This window comes from Cupriavidus sp. DF5525 (assembly GCF_040149425.2).
Taxonomy (GTDB): domain Bacteria; phylum Pseudomonadota; class Gammaproteobacteria; order Burkholderiales; family Burkholderiaceae; genus Cupriavidus; species Cupriavidus pickettii_A.
Genome location: NZ_CP168265.1, coordinates 1,886,159 through 1,913,052, shown reverse-complemented (window position 1 = coordinate 1,913,052; position 26,894 = coordinate 1,886,159). Strand labels below are relative to the sequence as shown.

Genomic DNA, 26,894 nt, shown 5'->3' with positions numbered 1-26,894 from the left:
TCGCCGGTCTTGGACGCATGGGCCGCACAGCCTCTTCGAACCAAGGCGCATGCGCCTTGGAAAAGACCAGCATCGTCAAACCCAGCCCGTCCATCATATGCAAGGCGTGCTCGAGATCGACGCCCCTTGCCGCCTGGTCATTGACATCCCGTTGCTCGAATGCGGGTCGCCCAGACCATGGTGCGCTCCTGGGAGTGCCCCGGTCGGGTCGAGCAGATGGCGTGCGACACTGCTAGGCGTCAATCCCCACGGACAAGGTAAAAATGGCAGCAGGGAAGTGGCGTTTAAACGATAATCAAGAATTCGTGGAATTTTTAAACGTCTGCCAGCCAGATTAAACAACTGGAGCACACCTTGACGACAGAATGGATGGGATATAAGTGGCTCTCAGATCACTATGACGTCACCCCAGTACAGGATTTTCAGATCACCAGCGAGATCGGCGCTGCTCGGCGCTCCGTGGTAACCGATGGCAGAACGCTTGAGACCTACCCCGCTGGTTCTCGCCAGGCGCCCACGCTGCAGGCCCACCTGACTTACGCACTCCGACAAGAGGGCGTCCATCTCGAATTCCTGGCGCGACTCTTTGATGTGCTCCCACAGGCGGAGTTGGCAGCATGGCTGAATAGTGAGCGTACCGGGCAGTATGCCAGACGGGTTGGATTTCTGTATGAGTGGCTAACCGGCCGGCAGATCGCCGGCGTCGAGGCCGTGACCGGGGGCAACTACGTCGACGCGATCGACCCTGAGACCTACTTTGCCACAACGGCGCCAACTCGAAATGCACGTTGGCGCGTGCGAGACAACCTGCCCGGCAATCGAGATTTCTGCCCGCTGGTTCGGCGGACCCCGGAAGTCAGGGCGGCACAGCATTACGACTGCGCGGCCCGGCTCGATGAGCTCAATGCGGAGTTCGGGGGCAACGTATTGATGCGCAGTGCCGTCTGGCTGACTATCAAGGAATCCAAATCGTCGTTTGCGATCGAGCACGAGCAGGATCAGATGGACCGAATTCGTCGATTCGCGGCAGTCATGGAACGCAGAATCGGTGAATACCCCGCGCTACTGTCCCCTGACACGCTAGCCGAGTTGCAGCGAGAGATCGTGAGCGAGCGCAGTACCATTTCCCGCTTTGGGCTGCGCGCCTCGCCCGTATTCGTCGGCGAAACGCATCGGTTTGAGCATATCGTCCACTATGTCGCCCCCCATTGGGATCGGCTGCGAGAGATGCTGCGCGGGCTCGAGGTCTTTCTGGAGCGCACAACCGGGCAATCATCTGTGGTTCGCGCCGGCACCGCCGCGTTCGCGTTCGTGTTCATCCACCCGCTGGCCGACGGCAATGGCCGCATCCACCGCTTCATCGTCAACGACGTCCTGCGAAGAGATGGCGCCGTCCCGCGGCCCTTCATCCTACCGATTTCGGCTGTCATCACTGAAAAACCGCAGAACATTGCGCGCTACGACCACATCCTCGAACGCTTCTCCAAGCCATTAATGGCCATGTATGGCAACCTCTGTGAGTTCGCGCCAACCCGCCGGCTGTATCCGGATGGCGTCCAGTCGAACTTTGAGTTCGCAGGGTACGACGCGGCATTGCTGGCATGGCGTTACCCTGACCTGACTGTGCAGGTAGAGTATATGGCCGATGTCATCGACAGGACCATCAGGCAGGAGATGAGGACGGAGGCCGGGATTCTGCAGGAGTGGACGACCGCTCGGCGGATGGTGAAGGACATCATCGACGGTCCTGACGCCGATATCGATCGGATCATCCGCTCGGTCAGGGACAACCAGGGTGCAGTCTCGAACAAGCTCCGAAAGGAGTTCCCTATTCTCGAAAATGCGGAGATCGTGGCAGATCTGGTCGGTGTTCTGAAAACCGCCTTCAAGAATTTCGATGGCGGATCCCCAACAAATGAGCTGCCTTAACGGCGCGTTTGCATAATGAGGCCGCCAGTCCATCTGCTGCCGTTTGACGAACCGCTCGCTGACCACTTGGTTGACGGCTGACTCGACAAAACCTGATGCAATGGGCACCCCGTGAACGCCCAGTTCGCTGACATCATTGAGCAAATCCGAGACCGGGCCGCCGCGGAGATAGTCAGCGTGATTGCCTGACGTTCGGCATGGCGAACACCCTATCCCGAGCATTTTTTCCGTCGGCGGCCAGGGAAGCCGCTGGGTTTGCCCAAACCCAAATGAGAAACGCCAGCGCGAAGGTGGCGTCAGGGACGGCGGAGACGGGGACTACACAGTGGCAGGCTTCGCCCTGCGGATCAACTCCGCCTTCAGTTCCGTGAACTCCTGCTCAGAGAGCGCCCCGTCCTTCCTGAGCTTCGCCAGCTTCACGAACTCATCGGCAAACGACTCTCGCGCCTGAGGGGCCGCCTTAGGCGCCGCGATCGCCACCAGCCCTTCCCGCTCGTTCGCGCGATCCTCATCATCCGCCGACTTGATGAGCCCCGCGATCAGGGCCTGCGCCTTCTGCGCTTGCAGAACCTGAACCTTGACCTTGTCGCGCTCGACAGCCTTTTTGAGGCTCAGGACGTCGATGACGAACAAGGGGTTTGCACGATCATTGACGACGATGTGCAGGGCTAGGTCCTTGATCTGCGAGCCGTACCGCGGTCACTACAGCGTGGCAAAACCCGTGGCTTCGCTTACGCACTCAGAGCCTGTTTGCCTTCGTGTGCCGCTGGCCGAGCGCAGCCTTCTGGGCTACCACTAGTTTGCCGAACTGCTTTTGGCTGCCAGCACAACACGGCCACGGCCGGCGTTGCAATGTCACTCTCGATGTCAGCATTCCGGCTAGGCATGCGGTTCCCACACCGCGTCCTTGCCTACCTCAACCGCATGGGCCACTGCCTGCTCGAGCCAGGGCGCATGCGCTGACAGGTTATTTCATGATGGTGAAATTATAATCCGAAACGGGATTGAATGCCTTCTATACCGAGGGAGCGACCTCATACCAGCCAGCGATTGACGGTTGCAGGTAAAACTTGGCGATTAATTGCATTTAAACTTCGGTGTAACGGCTTCGCCTGGTGTTGAAGATCGTCATTCGTGCGACCCGTGCAGGGCACTGCTACTGCAGCGGGATCTTTGCCACCGTCGCCAGCCGCTTCCAGCGCTGGATCTCGTCTTTCTGGTATTGCCGCATCTCGGCCGGCGACGACAGGATCAGCTCGGCCGACAGGCGCGTGTAGTAGTCGCGCACGTCGGGGGCATTGCCGGCCTGCGCGAACAGGTCATGCAGCCGCTTCACCACCGCCGGCGGGGTCTTTGCCGGGACCGCCGCGGCCACCCAATTGTGGGCCAGGAAGTCCGGCAGGCCGGCTTCGGCGATGGAGGGCACGTCCGGCAGCAGCGGCGAGCGCTGCGGCGCGGTGAAGGCCAGCGCGCGGAGCTTGCCGCCACGGACCAGTTCGATGGCGCCGCTGGCGTCCACCACGGCGAAGTCGACATTGGCCGCCATCACGCCGTTGATGACATCGCCCGCGCCCTTGTACGGCACGGCGGTGGTCTTGGTGCGGGCCAGCTCGTTGAGCCACTCCGAGTAGATCGTGTAGGAGATCGAGCCAGAGCCGTAGTTGAGCGCGCCGGGGCGCTTACGGGCGTCTTCCAGCAGCTCCGACAGCGTGCGGTAGGGCGAGTTGGCCGGCACGATGATCACGCAGGGCCCGCGCGACAGCAGCGAGATTGGCGCGAAGTCCGTCAACGGGTCATACGGCAGCTTGCGAAAGGTGGCGGCGTTGGTCGACAGCGTGGAATTGCTGCCGATAAAAACCGTATAGCCGTCAGGCGGCGCGTTCAGCGCGGTCCGCACGCCGATAAAGCCGTTGCCGCCGGGCTTGTTCTCGACTACCACGCCTTGGCCGGTCAGCTCGCCGATCTTCTTGGCGAACATACGCGCGGTGGTATCGGTGCCGCTGCCGGAAGGGAAGGGTACGATGAACCGTATCGGGCGGGCGGGAAAAGCATCGGCAGATTCGGCGGCGGGCGTCGCCAGCGGCGTAGCCGCGCCGATGGCCGCCAGCGCGGCCGCGGCCAATCCAAGGAAGCGGCGGCGGGAACGGAAAGCCTGTTGCATGATTGTCTCCTGAAAGTGGAAAGCCCGGCGTGTTCCCGCCGGTGCAAGGGATCAAAGATGACTTAACGGCGCAGGCCGAGCAGGTCGCGTGCAATCACCCAGCGGTGCACTTCGCTGGGCCCTTCGTAGATGCGCATCAGGCGCGTCTCGTTGGCCATCTGCTGCAGCGGCAGCTCCTTGGTCATGCCCATCGCACCAAAGGTCTGCATGGCATGGTCGATCACGTCCCAGGCCATTTCGGTGGCGAACACCTTGATCATCGATACCTGCGTGCGTGCTTCATCGCCCGCGTCGATGCGGCGGTCTCGCCGCGCGCGTACGGCGCCAGATAGCGCTCACGCTGGGCCTCGCTGGCGGTCAACATCAGCATGCGCAGGTTGGGCGAGTCGGGCGGCAGTTCGTAGGGCGTGATGGTCTTGCCCAGTTCTTCGTGGACGCCCACCATTGCCACCGTCGGCAGGTCGGCGCCGCCCATCCCGGTGGGGGCATCCAGGCCCCACAGGCCCAGTTCACGCGACATCGCGTCGAGCCTCGCATGCTCTTCCGGCAGCAGCGTCCTCTGCCCGCCTTCGGCTTCGCGCGCCAGCACGGCAGGTTCCAGCGGGATCAACTGTTCGCGCACAAAGCGCGCGAACAGTTCCTTGAGCATCCGGTGTTCTTCGGCCAGTTCAAAGTTCATGACTGTGTCTTCATGATTCGTTATCGTTGGCTGGCGCCCTGCGCGATGCCCAGTTCCTGCAAGACCTCGGCGGTGTGTTCGCCCAGCGTCGGCGCATGACGGCGCAGCGACAGCGGCGTGATGTGGGTAATCACAAGATTCCTACAAATGTAAACAGACCCTAGTGAGTACGCAGGTCAGAAAGGAACTTGCGCGCTCGCTCGCTAGTAGGTTTCGAGAAAAACTCGTCCGGTACTCCGACCTCGACCAAACTCCCCTGATCCATGAACCACACCCGGTCCGCAACCTCCCGGGCAAAATTCATTTCGTGTGTGACACACATCATCGTCATGCCATCGCGCGCCAGTGACTTCATCACCTGCAACACCTCCCCAACCATCTCAGGATCCAAGGCACTGGTCGGTTCGTCAAACAGCATGACGGGGGGATCCATCGCCAATGCCCGCGCAATTGCTACACGCTGCTGCTGGCCTCCCGAAAGTTGTCCAGGAAATGCGTCGACCTTCGATACTAGGCCGACACGATCGAGCAATTCGAGAGCACGGGTTCTCGCCTCTGCGCGTCGTTGCTTACGTACATTGACCGGCCCGAGCATGATGTTCTGGGCAACGGAAAGATGCGGAAACAAGTTAAAGCTCTGGAATACGAAACCAACCTGGCTGCGAAACTTGTTGATATCGACCGTTGACGCATGGACGTCTTTGCCGTCGAAATGAATTGTTCCACTTTGGATCTCCTCCAGACGGTTCGCGGTTCGAATCAGCGTGGATTTCCCTGAACCTGATGGCCCACACACGACAACGACTTCACCTTGGTGGACATCAGCGCTGATGCTGCTTAGCGCGCGATACTCCCCGTACCACTTGCTGACGTCCTTGAAGGTAATGAGAGGCTTTTTGCTGAAATTCATGTTCACGCGGCTGTCTCCGTAGTGGTGGTAGAGGGTGATACAACAGCCACCACGGACTGGCGGCTTCCTTCGCGTCGAGTTGTGATTCGGCGCTCAAGGAAGCGCGCCAGTTGCGTCAGTGAGAAGCAGAGACAGAAGTAAATGCCAGCAAGGATGAAGTACACCTGGAATGGCTGCGTCATGAGCGAACTGTTGATCTGCGTCGCCGCAAAGGTGACTTCGTTCACGCTGATCACATACCCAAGCGAGGTTTCCTTGACAGTTGAAACGAACTGGCTGACCAAGGCTGGAATCATGTTGTACAGAGCCTGGGGGAGGATTACCTTGCTCATGGTCTGGATGTAGCTCAGCCCCACGGCACGCGCTGCTTCGGTTTGCCCCCTGGGCAAGCCCTCAATACCGGATCGCACAATCTCGGACAGGTAGGCCGCTTGGTAGATCACAAGTGTCACCACCATGGTCGTGAAGCCAGTGACCGTGCGACCAATGAGCAAGGGGACGAAGAAGTACACCCAGAAAATGAACATCAGCAGCGGTACGCCGCGCGCGACATAGACCAGCGCAATCGCAGGCCAGCGCAGCCAGCGAAAGGGACTGAGGCGTGCGAGTGCGATCACTACGCCAATCGGAAAGGCAAGCGTCAATCCAAGCAAGGAAAGAAGCAATGTGACCGCCAATCCCCCGAGTGGCCCATTGGGGTACTGACCTACGAGAAGCAAAGTCCCATAGTCGCGCAAGATGAGAAGAATGTTATCCACAGATCCTACCTCGCTCGAATCCGATAGCGAACTTCAAGATACGTTCCTGCTTTCAGGATCACCAAGGAAAATCCAAGATAGATCACAGTTGATAGCAGGTAAATTTCCACGGTCCTGAACGACTGGCTCTCAATTTCACGGGTTGCATAAGTCAGCTCCGCAACCCCAATTGCCATGGCCACGCTGGTGTTTTTGAACAGCAGTACCGTGTAACTCACCAGGGTAGGCAGTGCAATCCGCAGTGCCTGAGGGATAACGATGAGACGCGCCGCCTGAAGATAGGAAAGGCCAATGGCGCGAGCGGCCTCCAACTGAGACTTTGGAATGGATCGGATCCCCCCGCGCAACCCTTCGGAGACATAGGCTGCCATGCACAGCCCCCCTGCAATGAAAGCCAACACGAATGCGCTGTTATGTGCATTGATCCACTGCTGCCACGGCAGCGGCAAGAGCGCGGGGATGCCGAAGTACCAAAGGAAAACCTGGACCAGCATGGGCACGTTCTGGTGATACTCAACATAGATCGCTACCGCAATCTTTGCTATTCGGATGTTGCTCATGCGTGCCACGGCAAGCATGGTCCCCAAGGCCATCGCGAGCAACCACGCCGCCAGCGTGAGTTCAAACATGGTGACGACGCCGTCAAGGATCCATTTCGGATAGTCACCTCGCAGCAACACTGAAAAATCGAGCTTGTGATCCACGGTCAGTTTCCTGTTGCAGTATGTGGATCAGCCTTTGATCGGCTCAATCTTGAAGCTGCGCTTCATCTTGTAGATGGTCTGGCTACCCAGCCACTTGTCGAAGATCTGCTGCGCCTCTCCCGATTTCTCCATTGCCTGCAGCACGGCGTTCACGTGCTTGATCAAGCCCGGCTCGCTTTTGCGCATGCCGATTCCCCACGGTTCAGACGCCAGTGATGGCTCGAGCTTCACGATGGGGACGGTACTTTCAGATTGCAGGCGATACTTCTCGAGGTAGAGTTCCCCAATGGCAAAGGCATCTACTTTCCCTTGCAGCATCGCGAGAAAGGCGCTCGGTGGATCCTGGAAGGTGATGGTCGTTGCCCCGGGAACTGCCTTGCGCACAAGCATCTCGGAACTGGAGCCTTTGAGAGCGCTGACGCGTTTTCCTGACACATCCTGGAGGGATTTGTATCCGCTGTCCTTGCGTGCCGCCATCTTCTGCTCGCTCACAAAATACTGGTCGCTGAAGGCAATCTGCTCAGCGCGTTCGGCGGTCCACCCCAGGCTGGCAATGACCACGTCAACACGACCTTGTTGAAGTTCGGGGATCCGTGCTGCCACGGAAATGAGCTTCAGCTCAAGCTTCGCACCGAGGGACTTTGCCAACGCCCTGCAGAAGTCCACGTCGTAGCCCTCAACCTCGCGGGTTTGCGTATTGGGGAAGCTGAAGGGCTCGGCGGTACCGAGCGTCCCACAGACGAACACGCCCTTCGATTTGATGTCAGCGAGTTGGTCCGCGCGTGCGGGATTGCCCAGCAGCATCAGGGCGGCACTGGCAACGAGAGTCAGAACAGAAGTCTTCATGGCGTCTTCTCCAGACGGTTTCGCGATGGGTGATGCTCAGGAGAGGTCGTTCACAGCATCCCGAAGGAAGTTGCAACCTTGCTCAATCAATTCGACGGAAGTGGCAAAGGAGATGCGAAGATGTTCGGGCATCCCGTAGGAAGTTCCATCGATCACTGCCAGGCTTGCGTGCTCCAAAAAGTAGCGCATAACGTCGACGTCGGAGGAAAGAACCCCTCCCCCAGGCGTCACCCGCCCCATAAGTCCAGCCACACTGGGGAAGACGTAGAATGCACCGTCTGGCGACACGCAGTCGACACCAGGGACCTTTCTCAGGAGCTCCACAATGAGATCCCTGCGCTGGCCGTAGATTGCCACCGCATCTGCAACGCATTGCTGCGGCCCATTGAGTGCCTCCACGGCCGCCGCCTGGGCCATGGCATTCGGACACGATGTGCTCTGTGACAGCAACATCGCAATTGCTTGCACCAGCGGCGTTGGGCCTGCACCGTAGCCGATACGCCAGCCCGTCATGGCATAGGCTTTGGAAACGCCATTGATGATCAGCGTCCGCTCTGCCAGTTCCGGAACCATCTGGAGCAAAGAAGCATGCTTTACATCGCCATAGATGAAATGCTCATAGATCTCATCGGTCATCAGCCAGACATGAGAATGCCGCTGCAGTACGGCACCTAACGCGACCAGTTCGCTGGCTGTGTATACCGCTCCGGTCGGGTTGTTGGGTGTGTTCAGCACTAGCCACTTCGTTCGAGGAGATAGAGCTGATTCCAGAGCCTCCGGCGTCAGCTTGAATCCGTGGCTTGCATCACTGGATACGACGACGGCCTTGCCCCCATGGAGCGCTACCATGTCTGGATACGAAACCCAGTACGGTGCAGGCACCACGACTTCGTCTCCCTCATTCAAGGTAGCTGCGAAGGCGTTGTAGATGATGTGTTTTGCACCATTCCCGACAACGATGTTCTCGGGCTTGAATTCCAGCGTGTTCTCTCGACGGAATTTTTTGACGATTGCCTGCCGCAGAGCGAGCGTTCCGCTGGGCGACGTGTAACGCGTCTGTCCCGATAGCAAGGCGGCAATGCCGCTGTCCATGATGTGCTTCGGTGTCAAGAAGTCGGGCTCGCCGATGGTAAAGTCGACGATGCTCCGACCTGCAGCGCGCAACGCATCGACACGCGTCTTGGCCGCCATGCTTGGCGAAGGCTTGACGCCGTCAAGGCGGTGGGCCAGCAAGGTTTTCATAAAATCCCCCGGAAACGAAGCCGGCGTGAGTTGAGTGATGCGTTGGATCAAAGCCCGTGTGGACCAAGCGCCTTGGCGACCCATGATTGCTCCACCATTCCGTTGGCGATTTCGGCCCTGATGGCCTCTTCGATCTGAGTGGTTCGGTCGATCGCCTGAAGAAGGCGCGGGACTTCGGATGGAGCGAAGGTGACGAGGCCGTCCTCATCGCCAACCACGATGTCGCCTGGCGCCACGACTTGCCCGCCCACACAGACAGGAACGTTAATTGCGCCAGGGCCAGTCTTGTAGGGCCCCCGATGAATCGCCTCCCGCGCGTAGCAGGGGAAATCGGCATCACGAAACGCCGCCACATCGCGAACAGCGCCATCGAGCACGATCCCGGTGCAGCCGCGCTGCTGGGCGTAGAGCAAGATGAGTTCCCCTACGAGGGCATTGCTCGTCTCGCCTCCTCCATCGACCACGAGCACGTGTCCTGGAGAGGCGCTCATGAGGGCCTTGTAGATCAGAAGGTTGTCGCCGGGGCGGGTCTTGACCGTCAAAGCTGTCCCAACCAGCTTAGCACCCCGATGGAATGGGCGCAGACCAACGATTCCAGTCAAGCGCTGCAGGTTGTCGCTGATGTGCGGCGTGGGCACTCGCCGGAGAGCGTCCAGCAGGTCAGCAGGGGCCGGGGTCGGCGTAGGGTGGATAGCAAAGCCAGCAGCAGTCATCGCCCAGGCCTCAGTTTGAATCATACTGATCGAACAAGCACGCCGGATTCATTGCCAGCACGCGATGCATCACTTCCGCATCGTTGTCGAACCAGCGTGCGAAAGCATTGAGGAGCAGGCCAGCATCCACCGGCGTCTTTATACCTACATGTGGCCAGTCCGTTCCCCAGATCATCTGCCCCGGCGCATCACCATAGAAGACGTGGGCGCGTTCAATGACACGACTATCCATAAGGTCGTCCGACAAGCGATAGCCGATCAACTTCACCCATGCTCCTCGCTCAACGAGTAATTTTCGGATAGCCAGGGTTGTCGGATGATTTGCTCCGAACTCTGGGGGCAAACCACCCATATGATCAATGACGATTTTGCACGGCAACGCTTCCAACACAGGCAGCAATTCGGGCCATTGTGTTGGACCAGGAAGTACTTCCGCATGCCAACCGAACTCGGCAATGCGAGGCGCAAGCGCGACCATCGCTTGCGTTCCTACGGTGCCACCGAGACCATTGGTGATAAAGCGCATCCCGCGCACGCCGATACCATGCAAGCGTTCGATTTCCGCGTCATCAATCGACTGACCCGCAACTACCACACCGCGTAGGTTGCCGGGTTCATCGGTAAGTGCCTCGATCACGCCAGTGTTATCCGTGCCAAAGACGCTCGCCTGGATAACAGCGCCTCGTTGAAGGCCTAGCGCTGCCCTCATCTTTCTATGCTTCTCCGGTGGAGCCGGTGCAGGGAGATAGCTAGCGTCAGAGACGAGCGCCCAGTTCCCGCGCGGCGTCACGTGTGAATGGCAATCCCATGCCCCACTCGGCACGACGAAAGTGGGCGTCGTATAGGACTCGGGCGGCGGCAGACTTTCCTGTTCCACGATGGACATACTCAAATCTCGTACCGTAAGATTGGCCTGCTCATGCGTGCAGGTAAATGTCGAAGAGTGCATCGCCAGACATAAATCGCTTTACGTTGGCAACAATAGCGCTGATTCGACGAGCTTCGAGTTCCTCCGTCCAGCCCGCCGCATGTGGAGTCATGACGACGTTGTCGAGGTCAGCGAATGGCCGCGTCGCCGGTGGGCAAATCTTCTCGCCCGCCTCCGGATAGCGGTACCAGGTGTCGATCACAGCGCCGCGGATTCGCTTCTCACGCAATGCCTCGTACAGCGCATCCTCGTCAACGACAGATCCTCGCGCGATATTGATCAGGACTGCGTCTGCTTTCATGCACGCCAGTTGTGCCGCACCGATCAATCCTTGTGTCTCTGACCCTCCGGGTACGGACAAAAGAACATAGTCACTTTGCGCCAGCAGATCGTCGAGACTATCGGTCCCCTTGTACCACTCGAGACTGTGATCGATCCCCGGGTTGCGGCTGACAGCAATGACTCGCATTCTGAAAGCCTTGCTTAACTCCGCTACGCGGTGACCAATACGACCGTACCCCACCAGTCCGATGGTGCGCCCCTGAAGTTCATGATGTTTGCGGCCAAGCACCGAGGCACCTCCCCACCCCCAGCGAGCTGCGCGCAACTCGCTGTCCATCTCCTGCAGGGGTATGGCAGACTGCAGCATCGCGAGCATCACGTACTCCGCAATTGGGTCGATGCCAACATTCGTGTTGCAGACCACTGAGCCCGCAGGCAACCATGCCCGATCGAGCCAATCCATTCCGGAAAATGGCACCAGTATCAGCTTGAGTTTCTTGGCATTCTGGAGCGTTCGTTTCACCAGCGTTCGTTTCTCGTGGAGTACCCACTCGGCCGACGCGACAATCACTTCAGCTTCCCTTGCGATCTCCACCATCCGCTCAGCACCCTCGGATGGCAGCCAGAGGTCTACAGCATTCTCCTGGCCTACGGCATGTTTCACCGGGTCAAGAAAAACTTTCCCATACTCTCCTGTCAATACCACGCGTAACATTGGCAGCTTCCTTTGGTTTCACATCTCAAGAGATTGCTCGATTGACGTTTGGCTTTTCAAAGCTCAACTTCACTGAATCGCGGTTGGTCATTGAGCAATCTCCGCTGTACCTTACCGACTCCGGTGTCCAGCGGAAGCTTCTCAATTCGAATGAGCCGCGTGGGGTGCATGTATTTCGGCAAATCAAATAGCGCCGCATGCACTTCGGACTCGAGGACATGATGCGCAGTCGTGTAGAGCACGACCTCGTGTCCACGCGCCGGGGAATCCATCCGCCAAAGTGCGAACTCGCCGAGAGACGAGACCCGCTTCAACCGCTCCTCAACAAATCCGATCGGGACATACTCGCCATTAACGCGAATTGAATCACTCATTCGCTCAATAAAGATGAGATTTCCACACGAGTCTTGACGCCCACGATCTCCTGTCCTGAACCATCCTTCGGCGTCGGTCTGCGCCAGTACCTCTCCATCTCGTAGATACCCTGAGAACAAGGTCTGATGATGCAACCCACGCACCCGGATTTCGCCGTCGTCGGCTATGCGATATTCGACGTCTGAGCGGGGCTGGCCTGCCATGCTAGACGGACCTTCCGGCGGAAATTCGGCGTCGTCCGGACGTACGACGCGCGTATGGCAAAGGCCGCCAGCTTCCGTTGATCCATACCCCGTCACACCGATCGGGATATCAAATTTTTCAAGAAAATCCGGCACGCACCCGAAGGCTATTCTGATTTGGTGACCTTGTGCTTCTGCTCGCGTCGTTTTGGCCATCAACAGATTTGCCGGCGGCTGATGCAATATCATCGCGGTAATGTGGTGCGACTTGACCAGCGACCAGAAATCTTGCGCTTGGAAGCGGTCCATCGAAAGCAACGACGCTCGCGCCGTGAGCGAACCCACGACGCCATACCCCATCGGATTGATGTGGAACATCGGCAATGGCGAGAGGACCCTGTCGTAACGTGAGAGCCCATGCGAATCGGCAATAAAGCGGCCCAACCGAATGAAATAGCCATGACTAAGCGCGCAGAATTTCGGCAGTCCGGTCGTTCCCGAAGTATGGATATAAGCCGCTACGTCGGCGGGATCTGCGCAGCGTCCATCGCTATCGGACACCAGGCCGACGCGGGAAAGGAGGGGCCTTTGCACGGAAACTTCACCTTGCCATGCTCCCGTCAAATCCAACTGTGCTTCAGTCCTGTCAACCAACCCTCCTGGACTGCGGCCCAGCCAGAAGATGGCACGCGCGCCCAGATTGTCGAGCATCGCGCCAAGCAATTCATCGGGATATGACGGGTTAATCAATGCCGTCTGCAGCCCCACGAACTGGGCTGCCATCCACGTAACAAGGTACCCCGCGCTATTAGGACCGACGAAAGCTACGAGGTCTCCTCGCCGGAAGCCGGCATCGCGAAACTGAGCCGCGACTGTTCGAGCCCGCTCAACAAATCGATGCAACGAGTCGCTTTGTGAACAGGTACCGAAGGATGCGTCGGGACGATCGAGGGCTGCAACCTCGATCAGCTCGGTCAGATTGTTCATGCCAGCCCCATCAGTTGAGCATCCTTCAGGATGCATTTTGCGACGTGATTCTTGAGGATTTCACTCGATCCACCGGCCACGCGCAGCAGTTTCACGTCGAGCATGTACTGGCCGAAGTTTTGCTCCTCATACAAACCATATCCACCGATCAAGGCGTAGACGTCGCTCACAACTCGCTCGGCGGCCTTGATCGCGAGATGCTTCGCGACACTTGTTTGCATCGCGTGCTCGTGACCTTGTTGTGCGAGGTTGGCTGCGTGATCACGAGCCAAAACCGCGGCGTGGATCTCCGCATAGCATTCCGCAATCGTCCATTGGTTCCCCTGAAAGTCTGCGACGACAGCGGACCCGACCGGGCGGGTAACCGCATATCTCGAGGCTTCGGCAAGAGCACGCCGCGCTATACCAATCAGCGTGGACGCGTTCCCTAGCCGGCTCACATTGAAGGTAGACACAAAGGTTGCAAGGCCTTTGCCTACCTCGCCAAGGATCGCGCCGTCTCCAACGCGAACATCATCAAAGTACATGTTCGCTGTTGGCGAATAGCGAAGTCCAATGGGATGGGTATGTTCGCGCCGAACACCAGGCTGATCCGTGTCTACCAGAAATGCGGTCAGCCCTTCCGGAGCCATCGCGTAGACGAGCGTGAGGTCACTCTCGACACCCATATTGATGTGGCACTTCTCTCCGCTAATGACCCACCCGCCACCTTCACGCCTGGCGGTGGTCTGGAGATTCTTCAAGGATGAGGCGGCGGATGGTTCGGATATCGATTCAGAAAACAGGATGCTCCCGTTAGCGAGTCCCGGGAGGTACTTCGACTTCTGCTCCGGTGTTCCCCAGTCGTTCAGCCAGCGTTCGCCTTGGGCCTGCGTCTGCCCACTTACCAGGCCGTAGCGGCCCAATTCCTCCTCCACCAGGCAGTACTCAGGCACACCGAAACCCAACCCCCCGTACTCCCGTGGGGTAAGCATTCCGAGAAGGCCTCGCCGCCCGAGTTCATTGAACGCGTGGCGAGGAAACACGCCCTCACGTGCTGCCTTCGCCATGTCGCCCTGGATGACCCCAGCAAATTCCCGAATGCTCTCGATTGCGGAAGAAGCCCAGGCCGGGTCTTTCAGACGTAGTTCCAGATTCATTGCTGTGTCTCGTAGGTGGTTTCGGTTATCATCTGATTGTCCGGACCATGATAGGAAGAAGCGTATGTGGCGTCAAGACTGTGGTTAACGCTAACATCGCCTTTCGTTCGGCGACGAACGAAACTGGTGACCATCCCGACGGATGGCCACTTCGACTCCCCGGACGCTTACCTCAACATTCGCTAACGCGACGACCGTGAAACATATTCAACACAGCATGACCTACCCGCGCGCCCGGCCTTCTATACCAGCACATGTATCAAGCAGGGACGGGCGTGACCTCGAGTACGGCTTCGGCGGCGCGGCTCGGTCGCACTACCGCCAAAGGACCGCCCTGGCGATCAGGTTGGTAGCGAACGCTCGTCCGGGCGAGGAGCATCAGTGATGAGTCCCACGCCACATTCCAGCCTGGACAATCTGGGATCCCGCCCGCCCAAACATCTGTTGCTGGCGCAGTCGCTCCTCGCCGATATCCGCAGAGGCCGATATCCGGTGGATTCTCTCCTGCCCACAGAGGAGGCCCTATGCGCGATGTTCGGAGTTAGCCGTTTCACAGTTCGCTCTGCACTAAGCGCGCTGCAGGACCGAGGATATGTTCGAAAGCAGAGGCCGATCGGAACGCGCGTAATCGCAGACAGAACCGAAGACCAGCAGACCATAAGGCTGACGTCGCTAGGTGATCTTGTTCAGCTCGCCGAAGGCGGTCAGCAGATGATCACCGCAAGCGCCGATATCGCTGCTGATCCGACACTGGCTAGCACCATTGGTTGCGCCGTTGGACAACACTGGCGGCACCTTGAAGTCCTACGCTGGACAAGCGGTAACAAGGAGGCGCCGGCGATGCTTAGCCATTTATGGATTCATCCCATGTACTCGGGCGTCGCTCAAGATCTCCACCTCAATCGGATCTCCCCCGTTGTCATCTTTATCGATCAGATTGGGCAACAATTCGGCGATCGTCCGTCCGACATCCAGCAGACCGTCAGTGCATTCAATATAAAGGGACATCTGGCTCGTGCGCTGCAGGTCAAGAACGGTACTCCTGGCCTTCGTATCCAACGCTGGTTCCGCAATGGTTCCGGCGAGTTGATCCTCTATGCCGACGGTTTTTATAATGGGCTCCTGTATAAATACCAAACAACCCTGCACTTGAGTAATTAGGCTGGTTCTCGGATCATTGAGAGGGCGCGGGGAGCGGCCTTCGTCTCCCCGCCATCCTGACTGGCGCCCGTTTGCCGGGGCCACTTCCGCCCGGTAGCGTGCGCCGGGCCATGGTGATCCTGAACGCGCTGTTCGAACCCCACCGCTCATAAATCACCGGTAGCACCTTGGGTACATGCGGGCAGCGGAGGCACGCGGCGTTGCTGATCCTGAACGCCCTGTTCGCCTGGGTGACCGAGGCGGGCTACCTGGCCGGCAACCCGCTCGCCCTCGCCCGCCGCCGGCGCGCCCCGACCCAGGCGCGCATCACCCGCTATCCGAGCCACGACCTGCCTGAGACGGACAAAGACACCGTCACGGCGATGCGGACTGAGATAGGCCGGGAAAGGCTGCACGCGGCCCGCTGCACATGATCCTGAAAGGTGGCGCCGCTTTGATCTGCGTCAGACGCAAATCGTGCAGGGCAACTACTGTGTCAATGAGAGCCCCGCGAGTCCCAATTCGCATCGGACTCAACGGTCTGCTTGCCCAGCTTCCCAGGAGGGCGCCATGGCCACCCCGCTCGTCACCTCGCTGCCGACTTCACCTTCCGCCGCGCTTTCCACCCCCAGCCCGTCACCGCTTGCCGCCTGGCATACCGACCATGTCCATTTCGCCTCCCTGCTCGACCTGCTAGAACAGCAGGTCAGCACTTTCCATCAGGGCGAGCAGCCAGACTACGGCCTGATGGCCACGATCATCCATTACATGCGCAGCTATGGCGATTGCGTGCACCATCCCCGCGAGGATGTTGCCTACGCGCTACTCGTGGAACGGGATCCCGGCACGCGGATCATCATCAGCCGGTTACTGCAGGAACATCGCGTGATCGCCACGGTCGGCGCGGAATTGCTCAATCGCTTGCGTGAAGCCCAGAGCGAAGTGGTCACTTCGCGAGCGGCACTGGAAGCGGCAGCCGCCATGTACCTGGTGTACTACCGCAACCATCTGTCCACCGAGGAAAAACAGGTCATGCCGCGCGCCGCCCGGTTCCTGACCGAAGCCGACTGGGCGGAGGTCGCCGCGATCGATTGGGCCAGTGCCGATCCCCTATTCGGCGCCAATGTGGAGAAGCGCTTCGCGACCTTGCGCAAGCAGATCGACAGCGAAGCGAACGCGTCCATGCACTGAACGTCGGTCGTTTCGCGGCACTGCCGGGCCTCGGCCCAAAACTTTTGCCGTGGACCGGTACGCGCCATGAGCGCGCCCGGTTTCAGCGCGGCCATCATTCCATTTTGAGCCCTACCGTCCTGGTCATGGCCTGGTAGGTCGACCACGTGCGCGCGATGAAGCGCTGCAGGGCTTCGCCGGTCAATGGCGTGTCTTGGCTGCCAAGCCATAGACAAAAATAAAACTGTCACTACTTCGCGTATAAATGCGCCACTTCGACCCGGGAGCGTTAAAAACCTGGCGGTTTGGCTTCAGCCATCCGTCCTAACCGGTCGATCGATACTGCACCGCACCATCGAGTTACACTTCAGCCCATGCACCGGATGGGAGGGAAGCGTTCGGCCTTACCGCCACTTGTCTCCTTTTATCCCGGGACTGTCTTGCATGTATTGCATCGGACATCTGGAATCACTAGCCGAAGACGAAGAGACACAGAAACATGAGCGCCGACAAACAATTGCAGTTCACTGTGGAGCGTCACCCCAACCCCACGCCGGCCGACAAGATCGCGGCCGCGCTGGTCGACCCCACCTTCGGACGCGTGTTCACCGACCACATGGTCACAATCCGCTGGACCGAGGGGCGCGGCTGGCATGACGCCAAGGTGGAAGCGCGCCGTCCGTTCCAGATCGACCCGGCCTGCGCCGTCCTGCACTATGCGCAGGAAATCTTCGAAGGCATGAAGGCCTATCGCGACGCAGACGGCAAGATTTCGCTGTTCCGCCCGCAGGAAAACGCCAAGCGCTTCCGCGCCTCCGCCGCCCGCATGTCGATGGCCGACCTGCCGGAAGCCGATTTCCTCCGCGCCGTCGAAGCGCTCGTAGACATCGACCGCGACTGGATCCCGGGCGGCGGCGACGGCAGCCTGTACCTGCGCCCGTTTATGTTTGCTACGGAGACCTTCCTGGGCGTGCGCGCCGCGGCCGAGTATGTGTTCTGCGTGATCGCCTGCCCGGTCGGCCCGTACTTCAAGGGCGGCAAGTCGGCGGTCACGGTGTGGGTGTCGGACCAGTACACGCGCGCTGCGCCTGGCGGCACCGGCGCAGCGAAGTGCGGCGGCAACTATGCGGCCAGCCTGATCGCGCAGACCGAGGCATCGCAGAAAGGCTGCGACCAGGTGGTCTTCCTTGACGCCGCTGAACACCGCTGGATCGAGGAACTAGTACAACATCCCGTAAATAGCTTGAATAATTAATCGCCTCCGATATCATGACGGGATGAGTCGAGGCCGCCATGCAACGCCAGTGAAGCTGGCGAAGAAAGAACAACAGGAATTGCTATCGCTGATCGAACGCAAGACGGCTGCACAGCGAGATGTCATGCGCGCACGAATAGCGTTGTGGGCCCACGAGGGCCACTCCAATACCGTCATTGCGCGGGAATTGGATGTATCGGTACAAACGGTCTGCCTGTGGCGTAAGCGCATTGCCAAGCACGGTGCCCAAGGCATTCGCGAGGGCGAGCGTAGTGGCCGTCCGCCACGCATTACGCACGAGGCGCGACTACAGTTGATCGCGCTGGCATGTGAACCGCAGGAACCTGAGGGACGGGTCACGGCCACGCTGGACGAGATTGTGGCGCGCGCCGTGGAGCGCGGCGTCGTCGGGCAGATCAGCCGCAGTCAGGTGCAGCGCATTCTGCAGGCCGGCGACGTGCGTCCGCACCGGGTCCAGCAGTGGCTGCACAGCCCGGATCCGGCCTTTCGCGAGAAGGTCAATGGGATATGCAAGCTGTACCGCAAGGCGCCTCGAAACGCGGTGGTGCTCAGTATCGACGAAAAAACCGGCATTCAGGCCATCGAACGCAAGTACCCGGGACGCGCTCCCGCGCCGGGGCGACTGCGTCGGCGTGAGTTTGAATATATTCGTCACGGCACCCAGGCGTTGATTGCCGCGCTGGACGTCCATACAGGACAGGTGCTGGCAGAATGCCGCGACCGGCGCACCCAGGACGATCTGGTCGCCTTCATGGAGCGCGTGGCAAGTGCGTACCCGGGCAAACAGGTGCACGTCGTGTGGGATAACCTCAACACGCATCGCGCCCAGGCCGTGTGGCAGGCATTCAACGCGCGGCACGATGAGCGGTTCCACTTCCACTTCACGCCATTGCACGCGAGTTGGGTCAATCAGATCGAACTCTGGTTTGCCCGCTACACGCGCCGGGTACTACGCCATGCGAGCCACACCAGCATCGTGCACCTGCGCGAGCGCACCGAGCAGTTTGTCCGCGCACACAATCTGGCGGCACGCCCGTTCAAATGGAGTTTCCGGGGCTATCCGCTGCAAACCGGCGCATCGTAATCGAGGATCGACATGACAGGCTTACCCGCCAAACATTACGCCGCCGAATTGCAGCGGCAACTGCGCAGCCTGCTCGGCCACGAGCAGATCGTCACGCAAGCCTACGGGCGTCACCTGCTGATCAAACGTCTGGACGACGAGGAGCCAACGGTGGTGGCTCGACTGACCGAGCTCGGCCGCAATCGTTATGGCGCCGCCTTTCGCACCCATAGTGGGCGTTGGGAGCCGTTGCCTGGCGCAGGCTCGCTCGACGAGATGGCCCAGCTGGTCGTCACGCTCCTGGAGCCGTACCTACAGCCCTCATAATTATTAAAGCTATTTCCGGGATGTTGTACTAGGCGGCATGAACGTGTTCTTCGTCATGGACGACGGCTCGCTGCTGACGCCGCCGCTGTCCGGCACGATCCTGCCCGGCATCACGCGCGCATCCATCATCGAACTGGCCCGCCGCGAAGGCCTCAAGGTGTCGGAAACCCCGTACGCGTTCGACGCATGGCAGGCTGATGCCAACAGCGGCCGCGTCAAGGAAACGTTCGCCTGCGGCACCGCCGCCGTGGTGACCGCCATCGGCAACGTACGCCATGCCGGCGGTGAATTCACGATCGGCAACGGGGGCGAAGGCGAAGTCACCCGCCGCCTCCGCACGCTGCTGACCGGCATCCAGCGCGGCAAGGAGCCAGACACCCTCGGCTGGGTCCACTACGTCGCCTGAGCCCGGCGCCCTGCCCCGGGTTGACCGGGTCTGGGCCGGCCCGGCAGCCCCGGCAGCGAGGACACCAGCAAGACCGCGCCTGACGGGCGCTGTCAATAGCAAGGTGTTGCGATGGAGCGAAGCGCGCAATGCCGACCAAGATGGCGCGGGAACGCCTACACGCGGCCCACTGTCGCTCGGTGCTGACCGTGCTCTATCTGGGCGGCTTGCGGGCGTCGGATCTGGTCTGCATCGGCGAGGCTAGGCGACGCCGCCTGTATGGCCAGCGAAGTCTTGAACTCAGGCTGGGACACGACCTGCCGGATCGCGCCGGCAAGCTGCTGCGCAACTGCAGGGGGTGTCCCCTTTGGTGCGAAGACACCGCCCCCAAACCCGCGTTCTCGCCGCCGAAGAGCGAGGGATCCACACCGCCGCAGACTTTGTCGACTCTCCCTGGCCATGCTCGCAGTCCAGCGGCAATGCCCCCTCACCTCACAATTGACTCCGTTTGATCGACAGGGTCCAGGAAAGCAGCATCCGCGTCGACGCCTATCAATCGGGAGATGCGGATCGGAACGCCCTCGCGCTGGAATTGCCTTGCGCTGTCCTGCAGCTGGATGTCGGCCAAGGTCATGCGCGCCCTGTGACGCAGGTAGTCGGCCCATGATGCGACGACGTAGCGTTCGACGACGCGGTCTTGTTCTTCGAGATCGAGAAAGACCCGCCAGCTGGTCGCACCATTGCGCCGCCGCGTCGGTCCGACCGCTTCGATCGCCCGGAGAAACGCCTTCAGGTGCTGTCGATCGATCCGGTACTCGACCTGGATCAATACCGGACCGTCGGTGGGCAGCGGCTCGACAGCGATGACCAGATCCGGCGCGTGACTTCGCAGCATCACATCTGCCTCTGCACCCATCTCAGCGCGGAATCGGGAGGTAAGCAGATAGAAGACGAGCAACCCCACGGCGGATGCAGCAAGGGCCATCCGGATTCCAGCCTCCGAAGCGAGCCATCCCCATAGAGCGCTGCCGATCGCCAGACTCGCCTGGCTGGCGACCAGATTCATCGAAACCGCCCGAGCCCGCACCCATGGCGGTGCCGAACTCTGAATCCCTGCCGAAACACCGGCAAGGACGCAGACCCAAGCGACACCGGCGACGAAGGCGCCGGCGATTGCAACGGCGATGACATGCGCGAAGGCAAGAACTCCTATCGCCACGACCCAAGCCGCAGTCGCATACAAGACGATGCTGCTCAGACTGAATCGCTTGAGCTGCCTTGGAATCGACCAGGCGCCGACAATCGCGCCAGTGCCGAATCCAGCCGACAGCAAGCCGAAGCCTTCTGCTCCCAGGCTTAACAGATCGCGAGCGATCACCGGCAACAATGCCCAGAACGCACTTGCGAAGATGCAGAAGGTCAGGTTGCGAATGATCAATGCTCGCATGGCGGAAGAGTGCCGCGCGAATCGAACGCCGCTGAGAACGCCCGTCAGCAGACGCTCCGGTACACCCGGCAGGCTATGCTCACGGTGCTTCCATCTGCGTACGGCGGCGATCATTGCCGTGAAGAACAGCGCGCTGGCCAATAACGCACTGCCTGGGCTGAGCCACGCGGCGATGGCGCCGGCGAGCGCCGGGCCGGTTGCGCGCGCCGAGTTGAATGCGACGGCGCTCAGTGCCACGGCCGCGGGAAGCTGGTCCCGCGTCACGAACTCGTTAATGCTCGCCTGCTGCGCAGGAAGGTAGAAGGTGAAGCCGCAGCCGAAGAGGAAAGTCAGGACGAGCAGCGCAACGGGATTGACGATCCCGGCAAGAGCTGCAGCACCGAGGATGGTGACGATGGCCAGCATCGTCACCTGCGCGACCAGGATCACCTTTCTGCGCTCGACGATGTCTGCCAAGGAACCCGCGATCAGACCGAAAAGCAGGGTGGGTACCGTGCTCGCCGTTTGGACCAGCGCCACCATGAACGCTGAAGGAGTTAGCGTCGCCATAAGCCACGACGCAACGGTCGCCTGCATCGTATAGCCCAGTGCCGTGCCGACCGACCCGAAATAGAAGTGCCGAAAGGAAGGTTCACGCAGCGGCGATGCCTGGAGCAGATTACGTAGCCAAACCGCAAGAGAGTTTGTCATGCTTCAACTATTGAGTGACCCCGCACACCATAGTGCAGCACTTCCTCCTGTCCCCCGCTCATCAGCACTTTCTCCCCATTCCCAATGCCCCCCAGCGCGTTCACTTCGGGAACTTCGCAGTCCTCGAAGAACATGCTGGCCACGTCGGAACCGGCATTCTGCTCGCTCAACGCGAGTGCTCCCCACGTGCTCACCGGGAAGCGAGTTTCAGGTTTCCTAGGAAATCCGTCCGCCTGACTAGCGAGATTAAACGTCCTCACAAGTCATCGCGCTGCCTGAGTCATTGGCCGATCGTGGGTGCGAGGATCGTCTGGGCCTTGCCGCCGACGAAAGATGCCGTTGCCGCCAGGCACCTCATTTTCCGTATAGTACCGCGTGCCGACGACGCCCGCCAGCGCGCGGCCGCCGGGGCAACCACATGTCGTCGGTAGCGTAGATGTTGAGGACCGGCGCGCGAACGTTGTGAAGATCCACGCGCTGATTGCCAAGCTCGAGCTCGCCGCGCACCAGCTTGTTGTCCTGGTACAGATCCTCCAGCCCCTGCCGTGCGGCCTTCCCCGGGGTAGTCAGGCTGGTCGTACAGCCATTTCTCCATGCGCAGGAAGCCGCGCAGCGCCTCGTCGTCCCCGAGCGAGCGCAACACGCCCTGCGTGTACTTCTGCAGCGTGCCCACCGGGTTCATCATCGCGAAGGCCGCGCCTGTCATCGGCCCCGGCACATTGAACAGGGCCCCCACCACTAGGTCAATGTCGCTGCGACTGACCGAGCGGGTCCAGAGGGGGTCTTTCTTTTCGGGCGTGTAGTGCAGAAGGTGACCGGCAAGGGCAACAAAACCCGGCTGGTGCCGACGACCGACGAGCTGATTGCCGACTGGCGCGCTACCGCCGCGCGCACGCGTTGTCGCCTGGCCCGCAGTGGGGGGAAACGTTCGCTGGTGCTGCCGGTGATTGGCAGCGGCGACAAAGCGCTGTCACGCAGCGCGCTGCACCTGATCCTCAAAGAGGTGTACGGCTTTGCAGCCGAGCGTCTGCGGGGCAGCGGGCCGGAATGGGAGGCGCAAGCCGCGGGGCTGGCCAGTTCCTCGGCACACTGGATGCGCCACACCGCTGGTTCGCACATGACCTACCAGCAGGTGGAGACCTGCGCATTGTGCGCGACAACTTCGGGCACACCCTCGCTATCGACGACGAGACGGCTATCCTCACAGCGAGGAGGATGCACGCCACGAAGCCATGCAGGCGCGGCATCATCTTACGTGAAACTATGGTGGCCTCCATTGCTGGAAGCAAGGGGTTCATGTTTGGGAACTAGCTTGGCGATTAATTGCATTTTGACGCAGAGGGAAAATAACCTCGAAGCGCACGCTTGACCGACCAGTTTCGCGTTTGAGGCAGATTGAGTTCCGGGCGTGGCAGGGATGGAGACCCGCCCCGCGAAGATGGCAAGCCAGCGTGGAGGTTGCCGGCTATGTTCTTTCATAATAATGAAGCTATACCGAAGTGGTGATGGGGGCTGTTCGAACTCGCGCCCTTCCGCGGCTTCCGGAACCTACAGCGTCGTTTCTCAAACGCTGCCAGCGCATCGCGATCGTGGAGTGTTGGGGCAACCAGGAACGAGCGCCAGGCCGGCCGTCGCTATGTAATCTGGCCGCTTTCGTTGTCCCGCAATGTCGCTAGGCGACGGCGGAACCCACGCCGCCAGGAAAGACTGCCGAAGAAAACTTACGCGTCGCCTCTGAGTCAGCCTGCCATTACGGTGGCGCACATGATCGCGGCCAGGTGCCTGCAGTCGCGAACACAAACCCCCATAGAAAAACCCCCGCGGATTCGCACCCGCGGGGGTTTTTGCTGTGACAGCCTGCCGGCGCGGTTGTGACACGCTGCCGGCAGTCGGTCGGCACAAATTACATCATGCCTTCCATGCCGCCCATGCCGCCCGGCATTGCCGGAGCCGACTCCTCCTTCGGCGATTCGGCAACGGCGCAGTCGGTGGTCAGCATCAGCGAAGCCACCGAAGCGGCGTTCTGCAGTGCGGTGCGGGTGACCTTGGTCGGGTCCAGCACGCCCATTTCGACCAGGTCGCCGTACTCGCCCGAAGCCGCGTTGTAGCCGTAGTTGCCCTTGCCTTCGATAACCTTGGCAACGACCACCGAAGCTTCTTCACCGGCGTTCAGCACGATCTGGCGCAGCGGCTCTTCCATGGCGCGCAGCACGATCTTGATACCGGCGTTCTGGTCGGCGTTTTCGCCGGTCAGTGCCGAGATCGCAGCGCGGGCACGCAGCAGGGCCACACCACCGCCGGGGACGATGCCTTCTTCCACCGCAGCGCGGGTGGCGTGCAGGGCGTCTTCCACGCGGGCCTTCTTTTCCTTCATTTCGACTTCGGTGGCAGCGCCAACCTTGATCACGGCAACACCGCCGGCCAGCTTGGCCACGCGCTCTTGCAGCTTTTCACGGTCGTAGTCCGAGGTCGCTTCTTCGATCTGGGCGCGGATCTGCTTCACGCGGCCTTCGATCGCACCTGCGTCGCCGGCGCCATCGATGATGATGGTGTTTTCCTTGCCGATCTCGATGCGCTTGGCCTGGCCCAGGTCGTTCAGGGTGGCCTTTTCCAGCGTCAGGCCGATTTCTTCAGCGATGACGGTGCCGCCGGTCAGGATGGCGATGTCTTCCAGCATGGCCTTGCGGCGGTCGCCGAAGCCCGGGGCCTTGACGGCGGCGGTCTTCAGGATGCCACGGATGTTGTTGACCACCAGGGTCGCCAGGGCTTCGCCTTCGACGTCTTCAGCGATGATCAGCAGCGGGCGGCCGGCCTTGGCCACTTGCTCCAGCACCGGCAGCAGGTCGCGGATGTTCGAGACCTTCTTGTCGAACAGCAGCACGAACGGGCTGTCCAGCTGGACAACTTGCTTTTCCGGGTTGTTGATGAAGTACGGCGACAGGTAGCCGCGGTCGAACTGCATGCCTTCCACGACTTCCAGCTCGTCGGCCAGCGACTTGCCGTCTTCAACCGTGATCACGCCTTCCTTGCCGACCTTGTCCATGGCTTCGGCGATGCGCTCACCGATCGAGGTGTCGCTGTTGGCCGAGATCGCGCCAACCTGGGCGATTTCCTTGCTGGTGGTCGTGGGCTTGCTGACCTTCTTCAGCTCTTCCACGGCAGCGGTAACAGCCTTGTCGATGCCGCGCTTCAGGTCCATCGGGTTCATGCCGGCGGCAACGTACTTCATGCCTTCGCGCACGATCGACTGGGCCAGCACGGTTGCGGTGGTGGTACCGTCACCGGCGTTATCGCTGGTCTTGGAAGCCACTTCCTTGACCATCTGGGCGCCCATGTTCTGCAGCTTGTCCTTCAGCTCGATTTCCTTGGCCACGGACACGCCGTCCTTGGTCACGGTCGGGCCGCCGAAGCTGCGCTCCAGCACCACGTTACGGCCCTTCGGGCCCAGGGTCACCTTGACTGCGTTGGCGAGGATGTTTACGCCTTCCACCATCTTGGCACGTGCGGCGTCGCCGAAAATTACGTCTTTTGCTGCCATGTCTTGAATCTCCGAATCTGGAAAGACCGTCGCGCGCCTTCTCTATATGAGAGGGGGACGGTCGGGAATCTGGGGTATTTGTTGGTGCGACGGGCGTCGATTACTTGGCAACCACGGCCATGATGTCTTCTTCGCGCATGACCAGCAGTTCCTGGCCATCCACCTTCACGCCCTGGCCGGCGTACTTGCCGAACAGAACGCGGTCACCCACCTTGACGTCGAGAGCGATATTGTGGCCCTTGTCATCCTTCTTGCCCGGGCCGACGGCCAGGACTTCGCCCTGGTCGGGCTTCTCGGCGGCGTTGTCGGGAATCACGATGCCGGACGCGGACTTGGTTTCGTTGTCCAGACGCTTGACGATCACGCGGTCGTGCAGAGGGCGAAGGTTCATGAATGCTCCTAGATATGCAAGTGTTATTCGAACAAAACGGCCAGCCACGAGGGCAATGCCGTCTGAAATTTGGTGTATCGAACAGGCGCTATTAGCACTCCGCCCTGACGAATGCGAATGATGGGGATGGAGTATGGGCATTTCAAGACCGGATTTGTGGAAAAACTGAGCTTGTGCTTGCGCACGGCCATGCTCTCCTCAGAACGCGGGAGAGACCGTGGCTGGGATGCTACTGAAAAACGAAGCATCGGCACTTTGCGGGGATCGCAGCCTCATAGATGTGACGATGCCAATTCGATGCAACCATAGTCTTGGACTATTCGCTTCTGCGTGCCTGCTTCAAGGCAGCCAGGACGAGGGTTTCCGCCCAGCAGCGGTTTCAAGGCCGCCAGTATCAGTGGCACAGTCAAAGGCGAGGCCGCGAGCTTCAATTCAGCGAGTTTGACTTCGCGGAAGTCTCCTTGCGAGACGGGACTAATACCAGTGCTCCATTGTTAGGCCCAGAATTAAATCGCGCAGATATTTCCATACATGCCAAGGAACTGGATGCTCGGATTTTTTTCATCGAACATCTTCAACTATATACTTAAGAAGAAGCTTACCTTCCAAACTGTCGCTCGCACGGTGCATGCACTTCATGCAAACACTGCAGGATCCAGCGCGGCGATGGATTCATTCATAGCGCCAACTATCAAGGAGAGCGAGAGCTGGGGCGGCGCTTAGCGTCGCGCGCTATCCCTCCCCGGTCCGAACGCCGGGGTTTCTCGCACTGACCGATGAAGTATTGCACTACAGTAACCATGGTCGATGGCCGGTTTTGCGCTCGCGTAGTTCGCCGCAGAACCTCCAGGGGCACCACAATCGAACGAGAGCGGAAAGGTTTCGCCTCGCGCCAGGAAGCACACGAATGGGCGGAG

General features: G+C 60.1%; 23 protein-coding genes and 4 pseudogenes. 10 read left to right on the top strand and 17 right to left on the bottom strand.

Annotated features, from left to right (window positions below; all coding sequences use genetic code 11):
- Positions 1-354 precede the first annotated feature (354 nt).
- Positions 355-1,929, top strand: coding sequence for a Fic family protein (locus ABNX08_RS09065; protein WP_041681026.1), 1,575 nt, complete (start codon positions 355-357; stop codon positions 1,927-1,929).
- A gap of 318 nt (positions 1,930-2,247) precedes the next feature.
- On the opposite strand, the gene ABNX08_RS09060 is transcribed toward ABNX08_RS09065, so the two are convergent.
- From ABNX08_RS09060 to ABNX08_RS09000, 13 genes and pseudogenes are all read right to left on the bottom strand, one after another.
- Positions 2,248-2,562, bottom strand: a complete 315-nt coding sequence (locus tag ABNX08_RS09060) for a hypothetical protein (protein ID WP_022534871.1) — start codon at positions 2,560-2,562, stop codon at positions 2,248-2,250.
- A gap of 523 nt (positions 2,563-3,085) precedes the next feature.
- On the bottom strand, positions 3,086-4,090 hold the full coding sequence (locus tag ABNX08_RS09055; RefSeq protein ID WP_022534870.1) for a tripartite tricarboxylate transporter substrate binding protein: 1,005 nt from the start codon (positions 4,088-4,090) through the stop codon (positions 3,086-3,088).
- Positions 4,091-4,152: 62 nt separating this feature from the next.
- Positions 4,153-4,769 (bottom strand): annotated as a pseudogene (locus tag ABNX08_RS09050) (acyl-CoA dehydrogenase family protein).
- Between the two features lie 160 nt (positions 4,770-4,929).
- Positions 4,930-5,679: an amino acid ABC transporter ATP-binding protein gene (locus ABNX08_RS09045; protein WP_041681025.1), complete on the bottom strand. Its 750-nt coding sequence runs from the start codon at positions 5,677-5,679 to the stop codon at positions 4,930-4,932.
- 2 nt (positions 5,680-5,681) lie between these two features.
- Positions 5,682-6,437, bottom strand: coding sequence for an amino acid ABC transporter permease (locus tag ABNX08_RS09040; RefSeq protein ID WP_022534865.1), 756 nt, complete (start codon positions 6,435-6,437; stop codon positions 5,682-5,684).
- A gap of 5 nt (positions 6,438-6,442) precedes the next feature.
- Positions 6,443-7,141, bottom strand: coding sequence for an amino acid ABC transporter permease (locus tag ABNX08_RS09035; protein WP_022534864.1), 699 nt, complete (start codon positions 7,139-7,141; stop codon positions 6,443-6,445).
- A 27-nt stretch (positions 7,142-7,168) separates the two neighbouring features.
- Entirely contained in the window at positions 7,169-7,987 is an 819-nt protein-coding gene (locus tag ABNX08_RS09030) for an ABC transporter substrate-binding protein (protein WP_022534863.1), read from the bottom strand.
- Between the two features lie 36 nt (positions 7,988-8,023).
- Positions 8,024-9,229: an aminotransferase class I/II-fold pyridoxal phosphate-dependent enzyme gene (locus ABNX08_RS09025; protein ID WP_041681384.1), complete on the bottom strand. Its 1,206-nt coding sequence runs from the start codon at positions 9,227-9,229 to the stop codon at positions 8,024-8,026.
- A gap of 47 nt (positions 9,230-9,276) precedes the next feature.
- The gene (locus ABNX08_RS09020) at positions 9,277-9,942 is read right to left on the bottom strand and encodes an RraA family protein (protein ID WP_041681383.1); all 666 of its coding nucleotides are present in this window, start codon (positions 9,940-9,942) and stop codon (positions 9,277-9,279) included.
- 10 nt (positions 9,943-9,952) lie between these two features.
- The gene (locus tag ABNX08_RS09015) at positions 9,953-10,828 is read right to left on the bottom strand and encodes an amidohydrolase family protein (RefSeq protein ID WP_022534860.1); all 876 of its coding nucleotides are present in this window, start codon (positions 10,826-10,828) and stop codon (positions 9,953-9,955) included.
- Between the two features lie 31 nt (positions 10,829-10,859).
- Positions 10,860-11,867, bottom strand: coding sequence for a 2-hydroxyacid dehydrogenase (locus ABNX08_RS09010; RefSeq protein ID WP_022534859.1), 1,008 nt, complete (start codon positions 11,865-11,867; stop codon positions 10,860-10,862).
- A 56-nt stretch (positions 11,868-11,923) separates the two neighbouring features.
- Positions 11,924-13,411 (bottom strand): class I adenylate-forming enzyme family protein, encoded by a 1,488-nt coding sequence (locus tag ABNX08_RS09005; RefSeq protein WP_022534858.1) that lies wholly within the window; start codon positions 13,409-13,411, stop codon positions 11,924-11,926.
- Entirely contained in the window at positions 13,408-14,550 is a 1,143-nt protein-coding gene (locus tag ABNX08_RS09000; RefSeq protein ID WP_022534857.1) for an acyl-CoA dehydrogenase family protein, read from the bottom strand. The genes ABNX08_RS09005 and ABNX08_RS09000 overlap by 4 nt, the downstream gene beginning before the upstream one ends.
- A 384-nt stretch (positions 14,551-14,934) precedes the next feature.
- Between ABNX08_RS09000 and ABNX08_RS08995 the strand changes: the two genes are divergently transcribed.
- The 7 genes and pseudogenes from ABNX08_RS08995 to ABNX08_RS08965 form a co-directional block, all read left to right on the top strand.
- The gene (locus tag ABNX08_RS08995) at positions 14,935-15,711 is read left to right on the top strand and encodes a GntR family transcriptional regulator (protein WP_022534856.1); all 777 of its coding nucleotides are present in this window, start codon (positions 14,935-14,937) and stop codon (positions 15,709-15,711) included.
- A 200-nt stretch (positions 15,712-15,911) separates the two neighbouring features.
- A complete protein-coding gene (locus ABNX08_RS08990; protein ID WP_022534855.1) occupies positions 15,912-16,124 on the top strand; it encodes a hypothetical protein in 213 nt (70 codons plus the stop codon).
- Between the two features lie 136 nt (positions 16,125-16,260).
- Entirely contained in the window at positions 16,261-16,881 is a 621-nt protein-coding gene (locus ABNX08_RS08985; RefSeq protein ID WP_022534854.1) for a hemerythrin domain-containing protein, read from the top strand.
- 478 nt (positions 16,882-17,359) lie between these two features.
- Positions 17,360-18,082: pseudogene (locus ABNX08_RS08980) on the top strand (branched-chain amino acid aminotransferase); the annotation flags it as partial.
- 55 nt (positions 18,083-18,137) lie between these two features.
- A complete protein-coding gene (locus tag ABNX08_RS08975; RefSeq protein WP_022538139.1) occupies positions 18,138-19,220 on the top strand; it encodes an IS630 family transposase in 1,083 nt (360 codons plus the stop codon).
- Between the two features lie 12 nt (positions 19,221-19,232).
- Entirely contained in the window at positions 19,233-19,526 is a 294-nt protein-coding gene (locus ABNX08_RS08970) for a hypothetical protein (RefSeq protein ID WP_022534850.1), read from the top strand.
- A 28-nt stretch (positions 19,527-19,554) separates the two neighbouring features.
- A pseudogene (locus ABNX08_RS08965) lies at positions 19,555-19,932 on the top strand (aminotransferase class IV); the annotation flags it as partial.
- Between the two features lie 466 nt (positions 19,933-20,398).
- Here the strand turns inward: ABNX08_RS08965 and ABNX08_RS08960 are convergent.
- Positions 20,399-22,048: an MFS transporter gene (locus ABNX08_RS08960; protein ID WP_022534848.1), complete on the bottom strand. Its 1,650-nt coding sequence runs from the start codon at positions 22,046-22,048 to the stop codon at positions 20,399-20,401.
- Positions 22,045-22,218, bottom strand: coding sequence for a hypothetical protein (locus ABNX08_RS08955; protein WP_349606056.1), 174 nt, complete (start codon positions 22,216-22,218; stop codon positions 22,045-22,047). Before ABNX08_RS08955 ends, ABNX08_RS08960 begins: the two co-directional genes overlap by 4 nt.
- 632 nt (positions 22,219-22,850) lie before the next feature.
- Between ABNX08_RS08955 and ABNX08_RS08950 the strand changes: the two genes are divergently transcribed.
- A complete protein-coding gene (locus tag ABNX08_RS08950; protein WP_349606053.1) occupies positions 22,851-23,417 on the top strand; it encodes a hypothetical protein in 567 nt (188 codons plus the stop codon).
- Between the two features lie 534 nt (positions 23,418-23,951).
- Here the strand turns inward: ABNX08_RS08950 and groL are convergent.
- Both groL and groES read right to left on the bottom strand, forming a co-directional pair.
- Positions 23,952-25,586 (bottom strand): chaperonin GroEL, encoded by a 1,635-nt coding sequence (gene groL, locus ABNX08_RS08945; RefSeq protein WP_022534844.1) that lies wholly within the window; start codon positions 25,584-25,586, stop codon positions 23,952-23,954.
- A 100-nt stretch (positions 25,587-25,686) separates the two neighbouring features.
- Positions 25,687-25,977 (bottom strand): co-chaperone GroES, encoded by a 291-nt coding sequence (gene groES / locus ABNX08_RS08940; RefSeq protein ID WP_022534843.1) that lies wholly within the window; start codon positions 25,975-25,977, stop codon positions 25,687-25,689.
- A 776-nt stretch (positions 25,978-26,753) separates the two neighbouring features.
- Between groES and ABNX08_RS08935 the strand changes: the two are divergent.
- Positions 26,754-26,885: pseudogene (locus ABNX08_RS08935) on the top strand (DUF3622 domain-containing protein); the annotation flags it as partial.
- Between the last annotated feature and the right edge of the window lie 9 nt (positions 26,886-26,894).